General features: G+C 65.5%; 12 protein-coding genes and 1 pseudogene. 9 read left to right on the forward strand and 4 right to left on the reverse strand.

Annotated elements, in window-relative coordinates:
• The 4 genes from AOQ71_RS48705 to AOQ71_RS48715 form a co-directional block, all read left to right on the forward strand.
• Window positions 1-368 (forward strand): GIN domain-containing protein (locus AOQ71_RS48705; RefSeq protein ID WP_245317192.1); only part of this gene is annotated, 368 nt, incomplete at its 5' end.
• 46 nt (window positions 369-414) lie between these two features.
• Window positions 415-1401: an alpha/beta hydrolase family protein gene (locus tag AOQ71_RS28215; protein WP_057753492.1), complete on the forward strand. Its 987-nt coding sequence runs from the start codon at window positions 415-417 to the stop codon at window positions 1399-1401.
• Between the two features lie 126 nt (window positions 1402-1527).
• A partial coding sequence (locus AOQ71_RS48710) for a CYTH domain-containing protein (RefSeq protein WP_245317195.1) occupies window positions 1528-2131 on the forward strand: 604 nt, incomplete at its 3' end.
• Between the two features lie 106 nt (window positions 2132-2237).
• Window positions 2238-3029 (forward strand): CHAD domain-containing protein, encoded by a 792-nt coding sequence (locus AOQ71_RS48715; RefSeq protein WP_245317219.1) that lies wholly within the window; start codon window positions 2238-2240, stop codon window positions 3027-3029.
• 225 nt (window positions 3030-3254) lie between these two features.
• Here the strand turns inward: AOQ71_RS48715 and AOQ71_RS46040 are convergent, their stop codons facing one another.
• On the reverse strand, window positions 3255-3548 hold the full coding sequence (locus tag AOQ71_RS46040; RefSeq protein WP_162268410.1) for a hypothetical protein: 294 nt from the start codon (window positions 3546-3548) through the stop codon (window positions 3255-3257).
• 690 nt (window positions 3549-4238) lie between these two features.
• A complete protein-coding gene (locus tag AOQ71_RS28230) occupies window positions 4239-4736 on the reverse strand; it encodes a GDSL-type esterase/lipase family protein (RefSeq protein WP_057753499.1) in 498 nt (165 codons plus the stop codon).
• Between the two features lie 203 nt (window positions 4737-4939).
• On the opposite strand from AOQ71_RS28230, the gene AOQ71_RS28235 reads away from it, so the two are divergent.
• From AOQ71_RS28235 to AOQ71_RS28255, 5 genes are all read left to right on the forward strand, one after another.
• Window positions 4940-6178 (forward strand): MFS transporter, encoded by a 1239-nt coding sequence (locus AOQ71_RS28235; RefSeq protein WP_057753502.1) that lies wholly within the window; start codon window positions 4940-4942, stop codon window positions 6176-6178.
• 133 nt (window positions 6179-6311) lie between these two features.
• A complete protein-coding gene (locus tag AOQ71_RS28240) occupies window positions 6312-7517 on the forward strand; it encodes a M20/M25/M40 family metallo-hydrolase (protein WP_057753505.1) in 1206 nt (401 codons plus the stop codon).
• 51 nt (window positions 7518-7568) lie between these two features.
• A complete protein-coding gene (locus AOQ71_RS28245; RefSeq protein ID WP_057753509.1) occupies window positions 7569-8657 on the forward strand; it encodes a mandelate racemase/muconate lactonizing enzyme family protein in 1089 nt (362 codons plus the stop codon).
• 100 nt (window positions 8658-8757) lie between these two features.
• On the forward strand, window positions 8758-9906 hold the full coding sequence (locus tag AOQ71_RS28250; protein ID WP_057753859.1) for an amidohydrolase: 1149 nt from the start codon (window positions 8758-8760) through the stop codon (window positions 9904-9906).
• 70 nt (window positions 9907-9976) lie between these two features.
• Window positions 9977-11074, forward strand: a complete 1098-nt coding sequence (locus tag AOQ71_RS28255) for a caspase family protein (protein ID WP_162268412.1) — start codon at window positions 9977-9979, stop codon at window positions 11072-11074.
• Between the two features lie 48 nt (window positions 11075-11122).
• On the opposite strand, the gene AOQ71_RS28260 is transcribed toward AOQ71_RS28255, so the two are convergent.
• Window positions 11123-11887, reverse strand: coding sequence for a Crp/Fnr family transcriptional regulator (locus AOQ71_RS28260; RefSeq protein ID WP_057753514.1), 765 nt, complete (start codon window positions 11885-11887; stop codon window positions 11123-11125).
• 174 nt (window positions 11888-12061) lie between these two features.
• A pseudogene (locus AOQ71_RS28265) lies at window positions 12062-14289 on the reverse strand (CheR family methyltransferase); the annotation flags it as partial.

Below are 14289 nucleotides of genomic sequence, written 5' to 3' on the forward strand. Positions count from 1 at the left end.
GAGCCGATTTCGGCCGGCTCGTCGCGCAAAAGACCAGCGTGAACATGTCGGGCAGCACGAAGCTCAAGCTCGCCGATGCCAAGCAGGACATGCTGCGCGTTGTCATGAGCGGCAGCAGCGCCATGACCGCCAGCGGAACGGCGCACGAGGTGTCGCTCGACTCCGCCGGCTCCAGCCGCGCCAATCTCGGCGGACTGATCACCGAACAAGCCAGCGCGAAAATCCACGGCAGCGGCGACGTCGACCTCGCACCACGCCAGGATGCCGATATCTCGGTCTCCGGCAGCGCCGTCGTGAAGCTGCACGGCGCCGTGGCGCGGGTCAATTCGCACGTGTCGGGCTCAGGCGAGATCAAGCGGGTGCCGTAGGATTTTCGCGAGTCGAGCAGCCCTGCGCAACACGAAGGAGACGTCGATGTCCGCTTCCGTCAACGCTTGCAGATTCCTCGCTGCCATCGCCTTCTGCCTCAATTCGACGTTGGCGCCGGCTGCCGGCCTGCGATCGATTGATATTCCCGCCGACGCCGATGGTCCGGCGATTCACGGCGTGGTCCGGTATCCCTGCGCCGAACCGCCGGGAGAGCTTCGTATCGGCGTCTTCGTCCTGCCAGGGGTGAAGAATTGCCCGCTCGCAGGAGACCACCTGCCGCTGATCGCCGCTTCCCATGGACGGCGCGCCTCGTTTCTCGGCAATCGCGACACCGCCGAGGCGCTCGCCGACAGCGGCTTCGTCGTTGCAGCTATCAATCACCCAGGCGATACCGCGCTGGATCCAGGCCGTTCCGGCGATCTCTCGGTCTTCGTCGAGCGGCCCACCGACATCAAGCGCCTGATCGACTTCATGATCGGGACATCGCCGTTCGCAGCGAAAATCGATCAAGACAGAATCGGCTTCTTCGGCTTCTCGCGCGGCGGCTATACCGGACTTGTGCTGCTCGGCGCCGATCCGGATTGGACCGGAGCGGCCACGAACTATTGCCGCCGGGGGCAGTCGCTGTTCTGCCAACAGATCCTCGGCAGGACATATCCTTCGGAGCCCCTGACGCACGATCCGCGGATCAAGGCCGCGGTGCTCGCCGATCCTCTGGCCATCTTCTTCTCTGCCGAGAGTTTGGCGCCTCTCAAGGCGCCGGTTCAACTCTGGGCATCGGAACGCGGTGGGGACGGCGTGCTGCCCCACGATGTCGCCGGTGTGGACGCAAACCTTCCGGCCCGACACGAATATCGCGTCGTTTCGAACGCCGGCCATTTCGCGTTCTTCCTGTGTCCGCCGGCGCTGGTCCAAGAGCGGCCCGAACTCTGCGCGGATGCGCCCGGCTTCGACCGCGGGGTATTCCATGCCGAGTTCAACGCCGACGTGCTCGCATTCTTCCGAAAATGGTTGGTTCCTCCGGCCGAGTGAGGTGCATCGAGACCGGGATGGCACTGAGATGAACCAATCCTCGTGAAATCCATATGCCATTGCCCTGCGTTTTTCGGAACTTCTCGTTGTTGCGCCACTTTGAATCCCGCAACGGAGGCATGCCCGATGAATGCCGAAACGGAACTGAAATTCCGCGTTGCGCCCCGAAAATTGGCGTCGGTCCTGCGCGGCGGCCGACGCAGCGACCGGTCGGAGAAGACGCTCGTTTCGACCTATTACGACACGAGCAAGCACAAGCTGCGGCGGCACGGCCTCACGCTTCGGGTGCGCAAGATCGAGGACCACTTCATCCAGACCGTCAAGGCAGGCGGAGCGGGAGGCGTAACCCGCGGCGAATGGGAACAGGACGTCGCCGGCGAAAAGCCCGATCTCGAGAAGAGCAGGGATACGCCGCTCGACAGGCTCGCGAGCAAGAAGCTTTCTCGCAAGCTGAGGCCGGTTTTTCAAACGATTGTTCATCGCGTCGCGCAGGCGCGCCGTGTCAGAAACAGCCGGATCGAGCTTGCGGTCGACCGCGGCCGCATCGGCGCCAGACGCCGCGCGCAGCCGATCGCCGAGCTCGAGCTGGAACTAAAATCCGGCCGTGTCGGCGATCTGTTCCAGATGGCGCGAACCATCGCGCGCAAAACCGGCGCCGAGCTCGATCTGCGTTCGAAGGCCGAGCGGGGTTACCGGCTTGCCACGGGCGTGCGCGACGGCGCACAACATGNGAGCCGATCCGGCTCGATCACGCGATGTCGGCCCTCGAAGCATTCCGGGCCATCGCGCATTCGACGCTGCGACAGATTACGGCGAATGCCGATCCGGTGCGGAAGATGGACTCGGAAGGGGTCCACCAGATGCGGGTGGGCCTGCGGCGGCTGCGGGCGGCGATTTCGCTGTTTGCCGATGTCCTGCCGCGCGCGCAGACGGCGCGGATCAAGGCCGAGCTCAAATGGCTCACAGGCGAGCTTGCGCCGGCACGCGAGATCGACGTGTTCGTGAACGAGAGCGTTCGACCGATCGCCGATCGGGGTGTCCCCAAGCGAGGCGCACGCGCGCTTCGCGACAGGTTCTCCGCAGAGCGGAACGCGGCGTTCAGCCGCGCCGGCGAGGCGGTTGGGTCGGCGCGCTACCGCCGCCTGCTGATCGACGTGCTCGAATGGATCGAAACGCTGCGCCAACGTCCCGATGATGACCCGGGGATCCCTGCCTACGCGGCCCAGGTGCTTGGCCGGCGCATCGACAAGGCACGCAAGCAGGGCAAACGGCTCGGCGAGCTCGCTCCGGACCAGCGCCACAAGCTGCGCATCAGAATCAAGAAGATCCGCTATGGCATCGATTTCTTCGGGAGCCTCTACCGCGAGCGCGACCAGAACCAGCTCGCAGATCTTTCGTCCCGGCTGAAGCGGATTCAATCCGCGCTGGGATCGCTCAACGACTTCATGGCGCATCGCGAGCTGGCAACAGACGCCGCGCTGAACGCCCCGCCGGCGAACCGCCGCGCCCAGGCTTTCGCCTCGGGCTTCATCGTCGGCCAGGAACGCGAGGCGGCGCGCGGGCTGATGCAGGATGCCGCAAAGGAGCTGCATCGATTGCACCGGCTGCGCATCGCGCCGGGCAAATGATTTCGGGAGATGACGTCATTGCGCCGCGCTCACGTTAACGCGCGGCCAAAGAGAATCACCGGCCCCCCCACGATCAGCAGGTACCTGCGGGCCCCTCGCCGCCTGCTTTACCTGTGCGCAATGCTCGCCGGAGGAGAGCAATGCCCCGAGCACTCCTGAACGGAGTGAAATATGTGCCGTTCGGGTAACAGTCCACGCCAGAAATCGCGTACGCACCTGCTCGCCTTAATCAATCACCCTTTGTGCGCAACATTCGATGGCGAAGAGGAGATCATCGTGACGAAGCTCGCCAAGCTGCTTGCAGTAACCGCCATACCGGCCTTGTTGATCGCAACGTCTGGACCGCTGCTCGCTGGCGGCGGTGGTGGGGGTGGCGGCGGTGGTGGCGGCGGTGGTGGTGGCGGCGGCGCCGGAGGGGGAGTTGGCGGAGGCGGCGGCGTCGGAGCCGGCGTTGGCATGGGTGGGGGACATGGCGGCGGCGCGGGTGCAGGGCATGGCGGAGGGGGAGGAGTCGGCCACGGCAGTTCGGCGTCAGCTCCAGGGCACGCGATGCAAGCAGCGTCTTCGAGCTCGCACTCGCATGGAACGAATCACGGCGCTTCAGGCTTCAGCCCGGGACACCTGGGGCACGCAATACAGGCGGCGTTTTCAGCGGTGTTTTCGAGCTCGCACTCGCATACCGGACATCACGGTTCACCAGGCCATGCCGGGCATTCCGGCGCATCCAGCTTCAGCCCAGGACACGAAATGAAGGCGGCAACTTCAAGCCCGCCGTCCGGGCATCCGGGGGCATCCAGTTTCAGCCCGGGACATGAGATGCAGGCGGCGACTTCAAGCACGCCCTCCGGGCATCCGGGCGCATCCAGCTTCAGCCCGGGACATGAGATGCAGGCGGCGACTTCAAACCCGCCCTCCGGGCAGCCGGGGGCATCCAGCTTCAGCCCGGGACACGAAATGCAGGCGGCAACGTCAAGCCCGCCCTCCGGGCAGCCGGGCGCATCCAGCTTCAGCCCGGGACACGAAATGCAGGCGGCAACGTCAAGCCCGCCCTCCGGGCAGCCGGGAGCATCCAGCTTCAGCCCGGGGCACGAGATGCAAGCGGCTCCGAAGCCTTGAACGGCGACGACCGGCAACGAGCCGAGCTTCGCTCAAGTCGAACAGCCTGGCCGTTCCGACTTGAGCTCCTTGATCTCAACAGACGATCCAACGCTATTTGCCGAGCGCCGCGGCGACCTGGCCGGCCAGCTGCTCGGCCAGCATGTGATAGCCCTCGGGCGTGAGATGCTGCCCGTCGGGTTGATGCGGCAGTCCGTGCAGCATCCCGTTCGGCAGCATGACCACCTTGACTCCCATCGCGCCGAGCCGGCTCTGGATTTCGGGCGTGTTGTCGGCGGCCAGCTTTCTCCGGTCGTTTCCGCCGGGCTGGAGGATCACCACGCTCGTTCCCTTGGGAACGACGCGATCGAGCCGGGCCAGCATGCCTCCCGTGGTGTCACCGTTGATGCCGGCATTGACGACGCGGACGTTAAGCCCTCTCGCACGGAGCAGCGCTTCCAGCTGTGCGGGATAGGCCTGGCTGCGCGAGACGCCCTTGCCAAACGCGTTGCTGGCGCCAAGGGCGACGACGGTTGCAGCGTGAGCGGTGCCAAACATGGCGAACGCCGCCAATGCACCGAGAAGAACGATCCGTCCGTGCCTCGCGATCATTTTTGCGCCCCCTGATCGAGATGATATTCCCGCCACATGCTTATCATCGATTGCGGCATCACGCGCACGCTCCAATCGAGCGCGGCGCCGGAGCGTCGTGCCGCCACCGCTGGCGGGCCATGCGATAAGCTGCCCCCTCGCGGCATTGGCATGCCCTCTCCGATCATGTAACCCGACAAAAACCTTGCCGGGACGGGACGCTGATGGATGCGATTGCCAATGACGACGCGGGGCACGGCACTCGCGCGCTGATCTTTGCGCTGGTGGCGCTGGCCTGCGGGCACATGCTGTCCACGCTGCTGCGCACCATTCCCGCGCTCAGCCTCGATCTGATGGCGGCGGATTTTCATGTGCAACCGCAGGCGCTGGCGAGCCTCACCTCGGTCTATCATTTTGCGTTTGCGGCCTCGCAGATCCCGGTGGGCGCGGCGATGGACCGTTTTGGCGTGCGGCCGGTGTCCCTGAGCCTGCTTGCGGGAACCGTGTTCGGCGCGATCGCGTCGGGCTTGGCGACAGGACCTGAGAGTTTTGCGTTCGGGCAATTGCTGCTGGGCGTCGCCACGTCGGGCATGCTGATGTGCCCGATGACGCTGGCTGCCAAGCAATTGTCGGCAGCGCGCTTCGGGCTGTGGTCGGGCGCGATCCTGTCGATCGGCAATATCGGCATGCTGCTGTCGGCGAGCCCGCTCGCCTTCGTGGTCGACACTTACGGCTGGCGCGCCGGGTTCTGGATCGCCGCAGCCGGCGGCATCGCGGTGGCGCTCGCGGTGTTGGTGCTGGTGCCGATCCAGCCGGCCGAGCACAAGGACGATTCGTCGCCGCTGGCGCAGATGATCGAGGTGCTCAGGCTCGGTCTGTCGCGGCCGTTGCGCGGATTGATCGCGCTGGCGCTGGTGTCGCTCGCGACCTCGCTGGTGCTGCGCGGATTGTGGGGCGGGCCGTGGCTGATGCAGGTCAAGGGCCTGTCGCGGGTCGAGGCCGGCAACCAGCTCGGCGCCTACACGCTGGCGATGATCGCGGGTCCCCTGCTGATGGGCATGCTCGACCGCAAGGTCGGCCGCCGCCGCGAGCTGGTGGCCGGCACGCACAGTCTCGCGGCGACGCTGATGGCGCTCGGCGCGCCGCATCATGCGGTGGCATGGCTGTTCGGCGTTGAGGTCATGCCGCCGCAATATGATCTCGTGCTGTTCGTGCTGATCGGGCTAGCGACCTCGGCGCAGCCGCTGCTGTTCGGCATGTGCCGGCAGCTGGTCGACGCGCAAGTCGCGGGCAAGGCGCTGGCGGCGGTGAACCTCGCCTTCTTCCTCGGCACCGCGCTGATGCAGTCGATGTCAGGCGCCGTCGCGGCGGTCGCGGGACTGCCGGCAGTGCTGCTGTTCATGGCCGCGATGCTGTTCATCGGCGTGATGATCTTTTTGACTTACACCTCGGCGAGTTCGTAGGGTGGGTTAGCCCTGCAGATGCGCAAAGCGCATCTGCTTGGCGTAACCCACCACTTCTGTCACTGCGGAAGCCAGAGGTGGGTTACGCCTTCGGCTAACCCACCCTATAGTCCGCGCATTAAAGGAATGCTTCATGCCTGTCGACACCAAAGCCGCCACCGATCGTCTCATGCGCTTCCTTTCCGTGGAAGGCGTCACCGGACAGGAGGCGGCGATCGGGCGTGAGCTCACCGCTGCGCTGAAGGAGAGCGGCGTGCCTGCCAAGGCGATCCGGCTCGATGACGCCAACACCCGCATTCCCGTGCCGACCGAAACCGGCAATCTCATCGTCGACCTGCCCGGCCGCGGCGCGCTGCACAACCAGCCGCGCATCATGTTCATGACCCATATGGACACGGTGCCGCTCTGCGCCGGCGCGAAACCGAAGAAATCGGGGCGCAAGATCGTCAACGAGGCCAGGACCGCGCTCGGCGGCGACAACAGATGCGGCTGCGGCGTGCTGGTGACGCTGGCGGCCGAGCTCGAGAAGCAGAAGCTCGACCATCCGCCGATCACGCTGTTGTTCTGCGTGCGCGAGGAGAGCGGGCTCTATGGCGCGCGCCACGTCAAGCTGGACGAGCTCGGCTCGCCGGTGATGGCGTTCAACTATGACGGCGGCTCGGCCTCCAATGTCGTGATCGGCGCTGTCGGCGCCGACCGCTGGACCGTCGAGATCTTCGGCCGCGCCTCGCATGCCGGCGTCGCGCCGGAACGCGGCATCTCCGCGACCATGATCATGGCGCTGGCGCTCGCCGAGGTGAAGGCCGGCGGCTGGTTCGGCAAGGTGGTAAAGGGCAAGGGTGCGAGCGCGCGGATGGGCACCAGCAATGTCGGCCCGGTCACCGGCGGCGAAGGCCGGCCCGCGGGCGATGCCACCAATGTCGTCACCGACTATGTGCATGTGCGCGGCGAATGCCGCAGCCATGACGGAAAATTCTTCAAGGAGATCACCAAGGCCTACAAGGCCGCGTTCGAGAAGGCGGCCAAGAAGGTGACCAATGCGCAGGGCAAGTCCGGCAAGGTCAAGTTCAAGGCCGAGACCGACTATTATCCGTTCCGCATGAAGGAGAATCTGCCGGTGGTGAAGCGCGCGATCGAGGCCGTGTCTGCCGTCGGCGGCACGCCCAACGTCCGCGCCGCCAATGGCGGCCTGGATGCCAACTGGATGGTCCGCCACGGCATTCCGACCGTGACGTTCGGCGCCGGCCAGAACGAGGCGCACACGATCGACGAGTGGATCAATCTGGACGAATACGACCGGGCCTGTGCGCTGGCCGTGCAGCTGGCGACGATGCGGTGAAAGTCTGTAGGGTGTAACCCACCCTACAAAAGAAAAAAACAGGGAGGCCACATGCCGCGCATCGCTGATATCGAGACCGGACTCTACCGGATTCCCCTCCCCGTCACGCTGTCCGACTCCACGCATGGCGACATGTCGGCGTTCGAGCTGATCACCTGCCGCATCCGCGATGCCGATGGCGCGGAGGGTGTCGGCTACACCTACACGGTCGGCCGCAATGGCGGCGCTATCGCCGATATCCTCAAGCGCGAGATTCCGCCGCTGGTCGGTGGGCGCGAGGCCGAAGACACCGAGGCGATCTGGCACCACGCCTGGTGGGGCCTGCATTATGGCGGGCGCGGCGGGCCGACGGTGCTGGCGCTGTCCGCGCTGGACATTGCGCTCTGGGACCTGAAGGCGCGGCGCGCGAATTTGCCGCTGTACCGGCTGCTCGGCGGCTTCGATGCGCGCGTGCCGTGCTACGCCGGTGGCATCGACCTCGATCTTTCGATCGAGGCGCTGCTCAAGCAGACCGACGGCAATCTCGCCAAGGGCTTTCGCGCCATCAAGATGAAGGTGGGCCGGCCCGATCTCAAATCCGACGTCGCGCGCGTCGCGGCGATGCGACAGCATCTCGGCGACGGCTTTGCGCTGATGGCGGACGCCAACATGAAATGGACGGTGGAGGAAGCGATCCGCGCCGCCCGCGCCTTGGTGCCTTACGACCTCACCTGGCTCGAGGAGCCTGTCATTCCCGACGACGTCGCAGGCCACGCGCGCATCATGCAGGCCGGCGGCGTGCCGATCGCGGCGGGCGAGAATCTGCGCTCGCTGTGGGAGTTCAAGAACTACATCGTCGCAGGCGCGGTGTCCTATCCCGAACCCGACGTCACCAATTGCGGCGGCGTTTCCGCCTTCATGAAGATCGCGCGGCTGGCGGAGGCCTTCAATTTGCCCGTCACCAGCCACGGCGCGCACGACATCACCGTGCACCTGCTCGCGGCCTGCCCGAACCGCTCCTACCTCGAGGCGCACGGTTTCGGGCTGGACAAATATATCGAGCATCCGCTGGTGCTCGAGGACGGCAAGGCGCTGGCGCCGGACCGGCCGGGCCACGGCATCGGCTTCGACTGGACCGGGCTGGCGAAGCTGGCGGCGTAGGAACGCGTTGCTGCACGCGAGGCATTCCAACGGGCTTGATGCGAAGTGCGGATAATCGACTAGAGTGGTGACAGCTGACACCATCAGAGAGAGCCGCATTTTGACCCCCGAGCTGCATCAAAAACTGACCGCGTGGCGCCAGCATCTGCATGCCCATCCCGAGCTATCCCTGCAGGAAAAGGCGACCGCCGCCTTCGTGCAGGAGCGGCTCACCGAGCTCGGCATACCCTTCGTGTCAGGCATCGGCGGCCACGGCATCGTCGCGACGCTGACGCGCGGATCGGCCGAGGGGCGCGTCGGCCTGCGCGCGGACATGGACGCGCTGCCGATCACCGAGGATACGGGGCTCAGCTACGCCTCGAAACATCCGGGCGTGATGCATGCCTGCGGCCATGACGGGCACACCGTCTCGCTGCTCGGCGCGGCCGCGCTGCTCGCCGCCGACACCAGCTGGAGCGGCACCGTCGATTTCATCTTCCAGCCGGCCGAGGAAGGGTTTGGCGGCTCGCGCGCGATGGTCGCGGCCGGGCTGTTCGAGCGCTTCCCGATGCAGCGCGTGTTCGGCTTCCACAACTGGCCGGGTCTCGAGGCCGGAACCATCGCGGTGCATGACGGCGCGGTCATGGCCTCGGGCGGACGCGTCACCATCACCATCGAGGGCCATGCGGGCCACGCCGGCATGCCGCATCTGACCCGCGATCCCGTGATGGCCGCCGGCCATCTGATCGTGGCAATGCAGGGAATCGTCTCGCGCAGCATCGATCCGCTCGACACCGCCGTGCTCTCGCTGTCGACCATCGAGGGCGGCACTGCGCCCAACCAGATCGCGGGGAAAGTCACGATCCGCGGCACGCTGCGGCATCATCGCAATGCCGTGAAGGACATCATTCTGGCGCGGATTGCCGAGATCTGCGCCGGCATCGCCACGAGTTTTGACGTCAAGGTCACGCCCGACATCGTCATGGGGGTCGGCGTGACGATCAACTCGCCGGCGGAAGCGGGCCTTGCGCGCATGGCCGCGGACAAGGTGGGGGCGCCCGTGCGGCGCGATCTCGCGCCGAGCATGGCCGGCGAGGATTTCGCCCACTACCTCGCGCAACGGCCCGGCGCGTTCGTGTGGATCGGCAACGGGCCCCTGCGCGACGGCGCCGAGCTGCACGGTCCGCGCTATGATTTCAACGACGCGATTCTCCCGGTGGCATCGGGCTGGATGGCCGAAGTCGCCAAGACCGCGCTGGCGGCGAACTGAGAGGCGGCCCCGTGGCCCCCTTGCGCCGGATACGCTAGGATCGAAACGGATTCGATCCAGCGAGATCAGGATGAACCGGCGCGAATTCGTCTCAGGATTGGCTGCGGCGTCAGCATTCGCGAACGTAGCGCCTTTGGCTGAAGCCGCTGAAGCAAAGCGCGTCGCACTCGTCATCGGCAATGGCGCCTACAGGAATGTGCCCGCGCTGCTCAATCCGCCGAATGATGCCAGCGACATCGCCGCGGCGCTGAGGCGGCTCGGCTTCACGGTCTCCCTGGCAACGAATGCGAGCTTCGACGAGATGCGGCGCGGCCTGATCGCGCTGGGGCGCGAGGCCGCCGGCGCCGACATGGCGGCGGTGTATTTCGCCGGCCATGGCATGGAGATCAATGGCGAGAACTGGCTGATCCCCGTTGATGCCGAGCTGAAGCGGGACACGGACGCGGCAAATGAAGCCGTCAATCTGCAGAGCGTGATGTTGCAGGTGTCAAGCACCACGAGCCTCGGCCTCGTCATTCTCGACGCCTGCCGCAACAATCCGTTTGCGGCCAAGATGAACAGGTCGATCGCGACGCGCGCCGCTCCCGTGAGCGGGCTCGGCCGCATCGAGCCCGTCGGCAACGTTCTCGTCGCCTATGCCGCGCGCGACGGCACCACGGCGCTCGATGGCGATGCGCGCAACAGCCCGTTTGCGGCGGCACTGCTGCGCAACATCGAGGCGCCGGGCGTCGAGGTCACCTTCATGTTCCGCAACGTCCGCGACGACGTGATGGAGGCGACGCGCAACGCACAGCAACCGTTCGTCTATGGCTCGCTGTCGCGCAAGGCGATCTATCTCGCCGGCCGGCCTGCTGATGGCAGCGGGCAAGCACCGCCGCCAAGCCAGCTTCCGGCGGCGGTGTCCCCCGCACCGACGTCGCCTGTGATCGATCCGGCGCTGGTCGGCACCTGGGAGATCATGGTGTCGAGCGGCCGCGGCCAGTCGCGCTGGATCTGGCAGATCATGGGCGAGGCACCTACAGATTCCATGCCGAGCCGCAGCGCTCGGCGCGTGCGCATGAAGGCACGATCACGGCCGCGAACGGCCGCTGGACCCTGCACGCAACCAGGGGCCTGTCAGGCTACAGCGATGGCGGTGCCTATGAGATTCACGACGCGCTGGCGCTGATCACGGGCAAACTGGGCACCGGCGCGTGGAAGCGCAGCACCGAATAGCTTACTGCGGGCTCGGGCCTTTGGACTGGCGATAGAGTTGCAGATATCCCGGCGAGAACAGCGCCGCACTCTTGAGCGCATCCAGATCCGGGATCGTGAGCGTCCGCTCTCGCAGGATGATCAGGCCGGCTGCCCTGAGCTCCTGGACCGTGCGGTTGAGGTGGACAACCGAAAGCCCGGTCGCGTCGGCCAGATCCATCTGGGTCACCGGAAAGCTGCACGAATTGCCGTCGGCATGTCCGACCGGCCGGAGCCGCTCGTAGATTTCGCAAAACAGGTGGGCAACCTTCTCCAGCGCCGCGCGCCGCCCGAGATTGATCGTCCATTCCCGCTGAATTGCATTGTTCAGAACGGTCTCGCACATGAACGCTTCGGCAAGCGTGCGCTCGCTTGCCATGAGGGTCTCGAAGTGGGGGCGTTTGATCTCGGCATAGGCAACCGACGTCGCCGTCGAGATCGAATGGTCGATGGCAGGCAGAAGATAGGCATGCGCGTCGCAGGTCTCGCCGGGCAGGATGAAATTGACGATCTGGCGACGACCGTCCTCGAGCGTCTTGTGCCGGAACAGCCAGCCCGAGAGCACCACCCTGACGCTGTCGATCGGATCGCCTTCAGCGACCAGATCCTCTCCCGGACCGGCCCGGAACAGGCCCTCGGAAATGGCTCGCTCGAGTGCCGCAACAGCGCTTTCCGACAACGGCCGCAACAGGTTGAGGCGGCGAACGACCGCCTGTGCCAATCCTCCTTCGTTGCCTTGGGAGCGCATCAGCCGTCCATTGAAGGCGTGTGAAAGGTTCGTTTGCTCAGGGGAATTGCAATCTGGCACTGAAACCCTGAAGCATTGAAGGACATCGTCGTCTGCCCCTTCAGGTCGAACGCCAGGGTCCGCTCCAGGAGCTCCGCACCAAAGCCTTTCCGCGTCGGCTGAATGACCGGCGGNCCTCGCTCGCGCCAATCGAACAGCAGTCGCGGCGAGTCGGCGGCTTCATCGATGCGCCAGGAGATTTCAAGGCGGCCCAAGGGGTGGCCGAGCGCGCCGTATTTGAGCGCGTTGGTCGCAAGCTCATGGATCGCCAGCGCAAAGGTCTCTGCGGCCTTGGGTTGGAAGCGAACCGCGGGGCCGGACACGCGCATCTGCTCGCCCTCTCGGGCATTATAGGCAAGCAATTCCTCGACGACGAGGTATTCGAGATCGACACCGCCTTCGGGATCGCGCGTCACCAGCGCCTGCGTCCGTGCAAAGGCATTCAGGCGGCCATCGAGATGCGCGGAATACTCCTCAACGGTGGAGCTGGTCTCGGCCGATCGGCGAGCGATCGAACGTACCACGCCGAGTGTGTTGCGGACGCGATGCTGCAACTCGGCAAGCAGCAGCCGCTGCCGCTCCTCCGCGCGCGTGATCGCGGTGACGTCGATGAAGGTGACGACCACGCCGGCGATGAAATTGTCGATGCTGCGATAGGGCAGGATTCGGACGATATAGCGCGTGCCGCTGTCCGGCGCGGGCAGCTCGCGCTCGGCGCTGGCGAGCGTGCGCGCCACGCGACGGACATCGTCGTAGAGCTCTTCGATCGGAATACGGGCCTTGATGTGGGCGATCGGGCGGCCGACATCGGTCTCGACCAGATGCAGGATCTGGGTGATCGCCGGCGTGAAGTTCATCACACGCAGATCGTTGTCCAGGAACACGGTCGCGATCTGCGTGCTTTCGAGGAAATTCTTGAGATCGCTGGTGGCGCGCGTCAACTCCTGTACGCGGTGGGCGAGTTCGCCATTGACCGTGGTCAGCTCTTCATTGACCGACTGCAATTCCTCCCGCGAGGTTTCGAGCTCTTCGTTCGCCGACTGCAGCTCCTCGTTGAGCGACTGATACTCCTCGTTGGAGGATTTCAGCTCCTCGTTGGTGCTTTCAAGCTCTTCGATGGTCGCCTGGAGGCGTTCGCGAGTGGCGCGCAAATCGCTCTCAAGCCGCTCGACATGCTCGGTTCGCACCAGACTGCCCGAACCGCTGTCGCTTGCCTCCAGCCCGCGCGCCGGTCCATCCTTGAACAGCACGACGAAACTGCGGTCTCCGTCCGGGCCATCCTGGATCGGCTCCACGGCGATATCGACGAGCACACGGTGGCCGTTGACGCCGAGCTGGACCTGCTCGGCCTGGGCGGATTCGCCGGTCTCGGCCGCGCGGCTGAGCGCCGTGCGGAGCTCCAGCCTGAGGTCGCGGTGCACGAGCTGGAGCAGGTCGAGCGAGGCTGCACCCGCCGTCGGCTCGATATAGCGGCCGGTGCGACCGGAAAAATGCAGGATCTGGAAGTTGTCGTCCGTGATCACATAGGCCGGGGCGTAGCGCTCGGCGATACGTTGGGCGCGGCGCTCCAGCCCGACGTCGGGGCCGAACGAACGAACCGAGGGCAACTCGACCGGAACGCGGCCCGCGGTGGTCGAGATCGGAAACTCCGGCGGCAGCCGCGTGCCGGTATCCAGCTTCTTGAAGATACGGGCGCGACGATCGACCGGCGCGAACAGTTTCGGATGCCGCGTCACGTTCTCGGAATTGCCGAGAAACAGATAGCGCTCAGGCAGCAGCGCAAAGTGAAACAGCGGGATGACGCGATTCTGCAGCTCGGCGTTGAGATAGATCAGGAGGTTGCGACAGGACACCAGGTCGAGTTTCGAGAACGGCGCGTCCTTGATCACGTTGTGCTGGGAGAAGATGCACATCTCCCTGAGCTCCTTGACCACGCAGTAGGTATCGCCCTCGCGCACGAACCAGCGCGCCAGGCGCTCGGCGCTCATGTCATGCTCGATATTGGTGCGGTAGCGGCCGACACGCGCGGTCGCGAGCGCCCGCCCGTCGATGTCGGTCGCGAAGATCTGGACCTGCGGGGCGGAGTCCAGCGTCGCCATATGCTCCCGCAGCAGGATGCCGATCGAATAGGCCTCTTCGCCGGTGGCGCAACCGAGCACCCAGACGCGAACCTGCTGCCCCATTGCCTTGTTCTCGAAGATCTTCGGGATGATCTGGCTCTCGAGCACCTCGAACTCCCGCTTGTCGCGAAAAAACTCGGTGACGCCGATCAGGAGATCGTTGAAAAGGTTCTGGGCCTCGTCCTTGTCGTTCCGGAGGAAATCGACATAGCTGGCGATCTCCTCGATCTGCACCACCTGCAT

It is taken from the genome of Bradyrhizobium manausense, assembly GCF_001440035.1.
Classification (GTDB): Bacteria; Pseudomonadota; Alphaproteobacteria; order Rhizobiales; family Xanthobacteraceae; genus Bradyrhizobium; species Bradyrhizobium manausense.

Excerpts from the sequence above, each read along its gene's own strand:
- AOQ71_RS28215 (WP_057753492.1), top strand. The coding sequence starts at position 415 with ATGTCCGCTTCCGTCAACGCTTGCAGATTCCTCGCTGCCATCGCCTTC.
- AOQ71_RS48715 (WP_245317219.1), top strand. The coding sequence starts at position 2,238 with ATGGACTCGGAAGGGGTCCACCAGATGCGGGTGGGCCTGCGGCGGCTG.
- AOQ71_RS28230 (WP_057753499.1), bottom strand. The coding sequence starts at position 4,736 with ATGATCGCGAGGCACGGACGGATCGTTCTTCTCGGTGCATTGGCGGCG.
- AOQ71_RS28235 (WP_057753502.1), top strand. The coding sequence starts at position 4,940 with ATGGATGCGATTGCCAATGACGACGCGGGGCACGGCACTCGCGCGCTG.
- AOQ71_RS28240 (WP_057753505.1), top strand. The coding sequence starts at position 6,312 with ATGCCTGTCGACACCAAAGCCGCCACCGATCGTCTCATGCGCTTCCTT.
- AOQ71_RS28245 (WP_057753509.1), top strand. The coding sequence starts at position 7,569 with ATGCCGCGCATCGCTGATATCGAGACCGGACTCTACCGGATTCCCCTC.
- AOQ71_RS28255 (WP_162268412.1), top strand. The coding sequence starts at position 9,977 with ATGAACCGGCGCGAATTCGTCTCAGGATTGGCTGCGGCGTCAGCATTC.
- AOQ71_RS28260 (WP_057753514.1), bottom strand. The coding sequence starts at position 11,887 with ATGCGCTCCCAAGGCAACGAAGGAGGATTGGCACAGGCGGTCGTTCGC.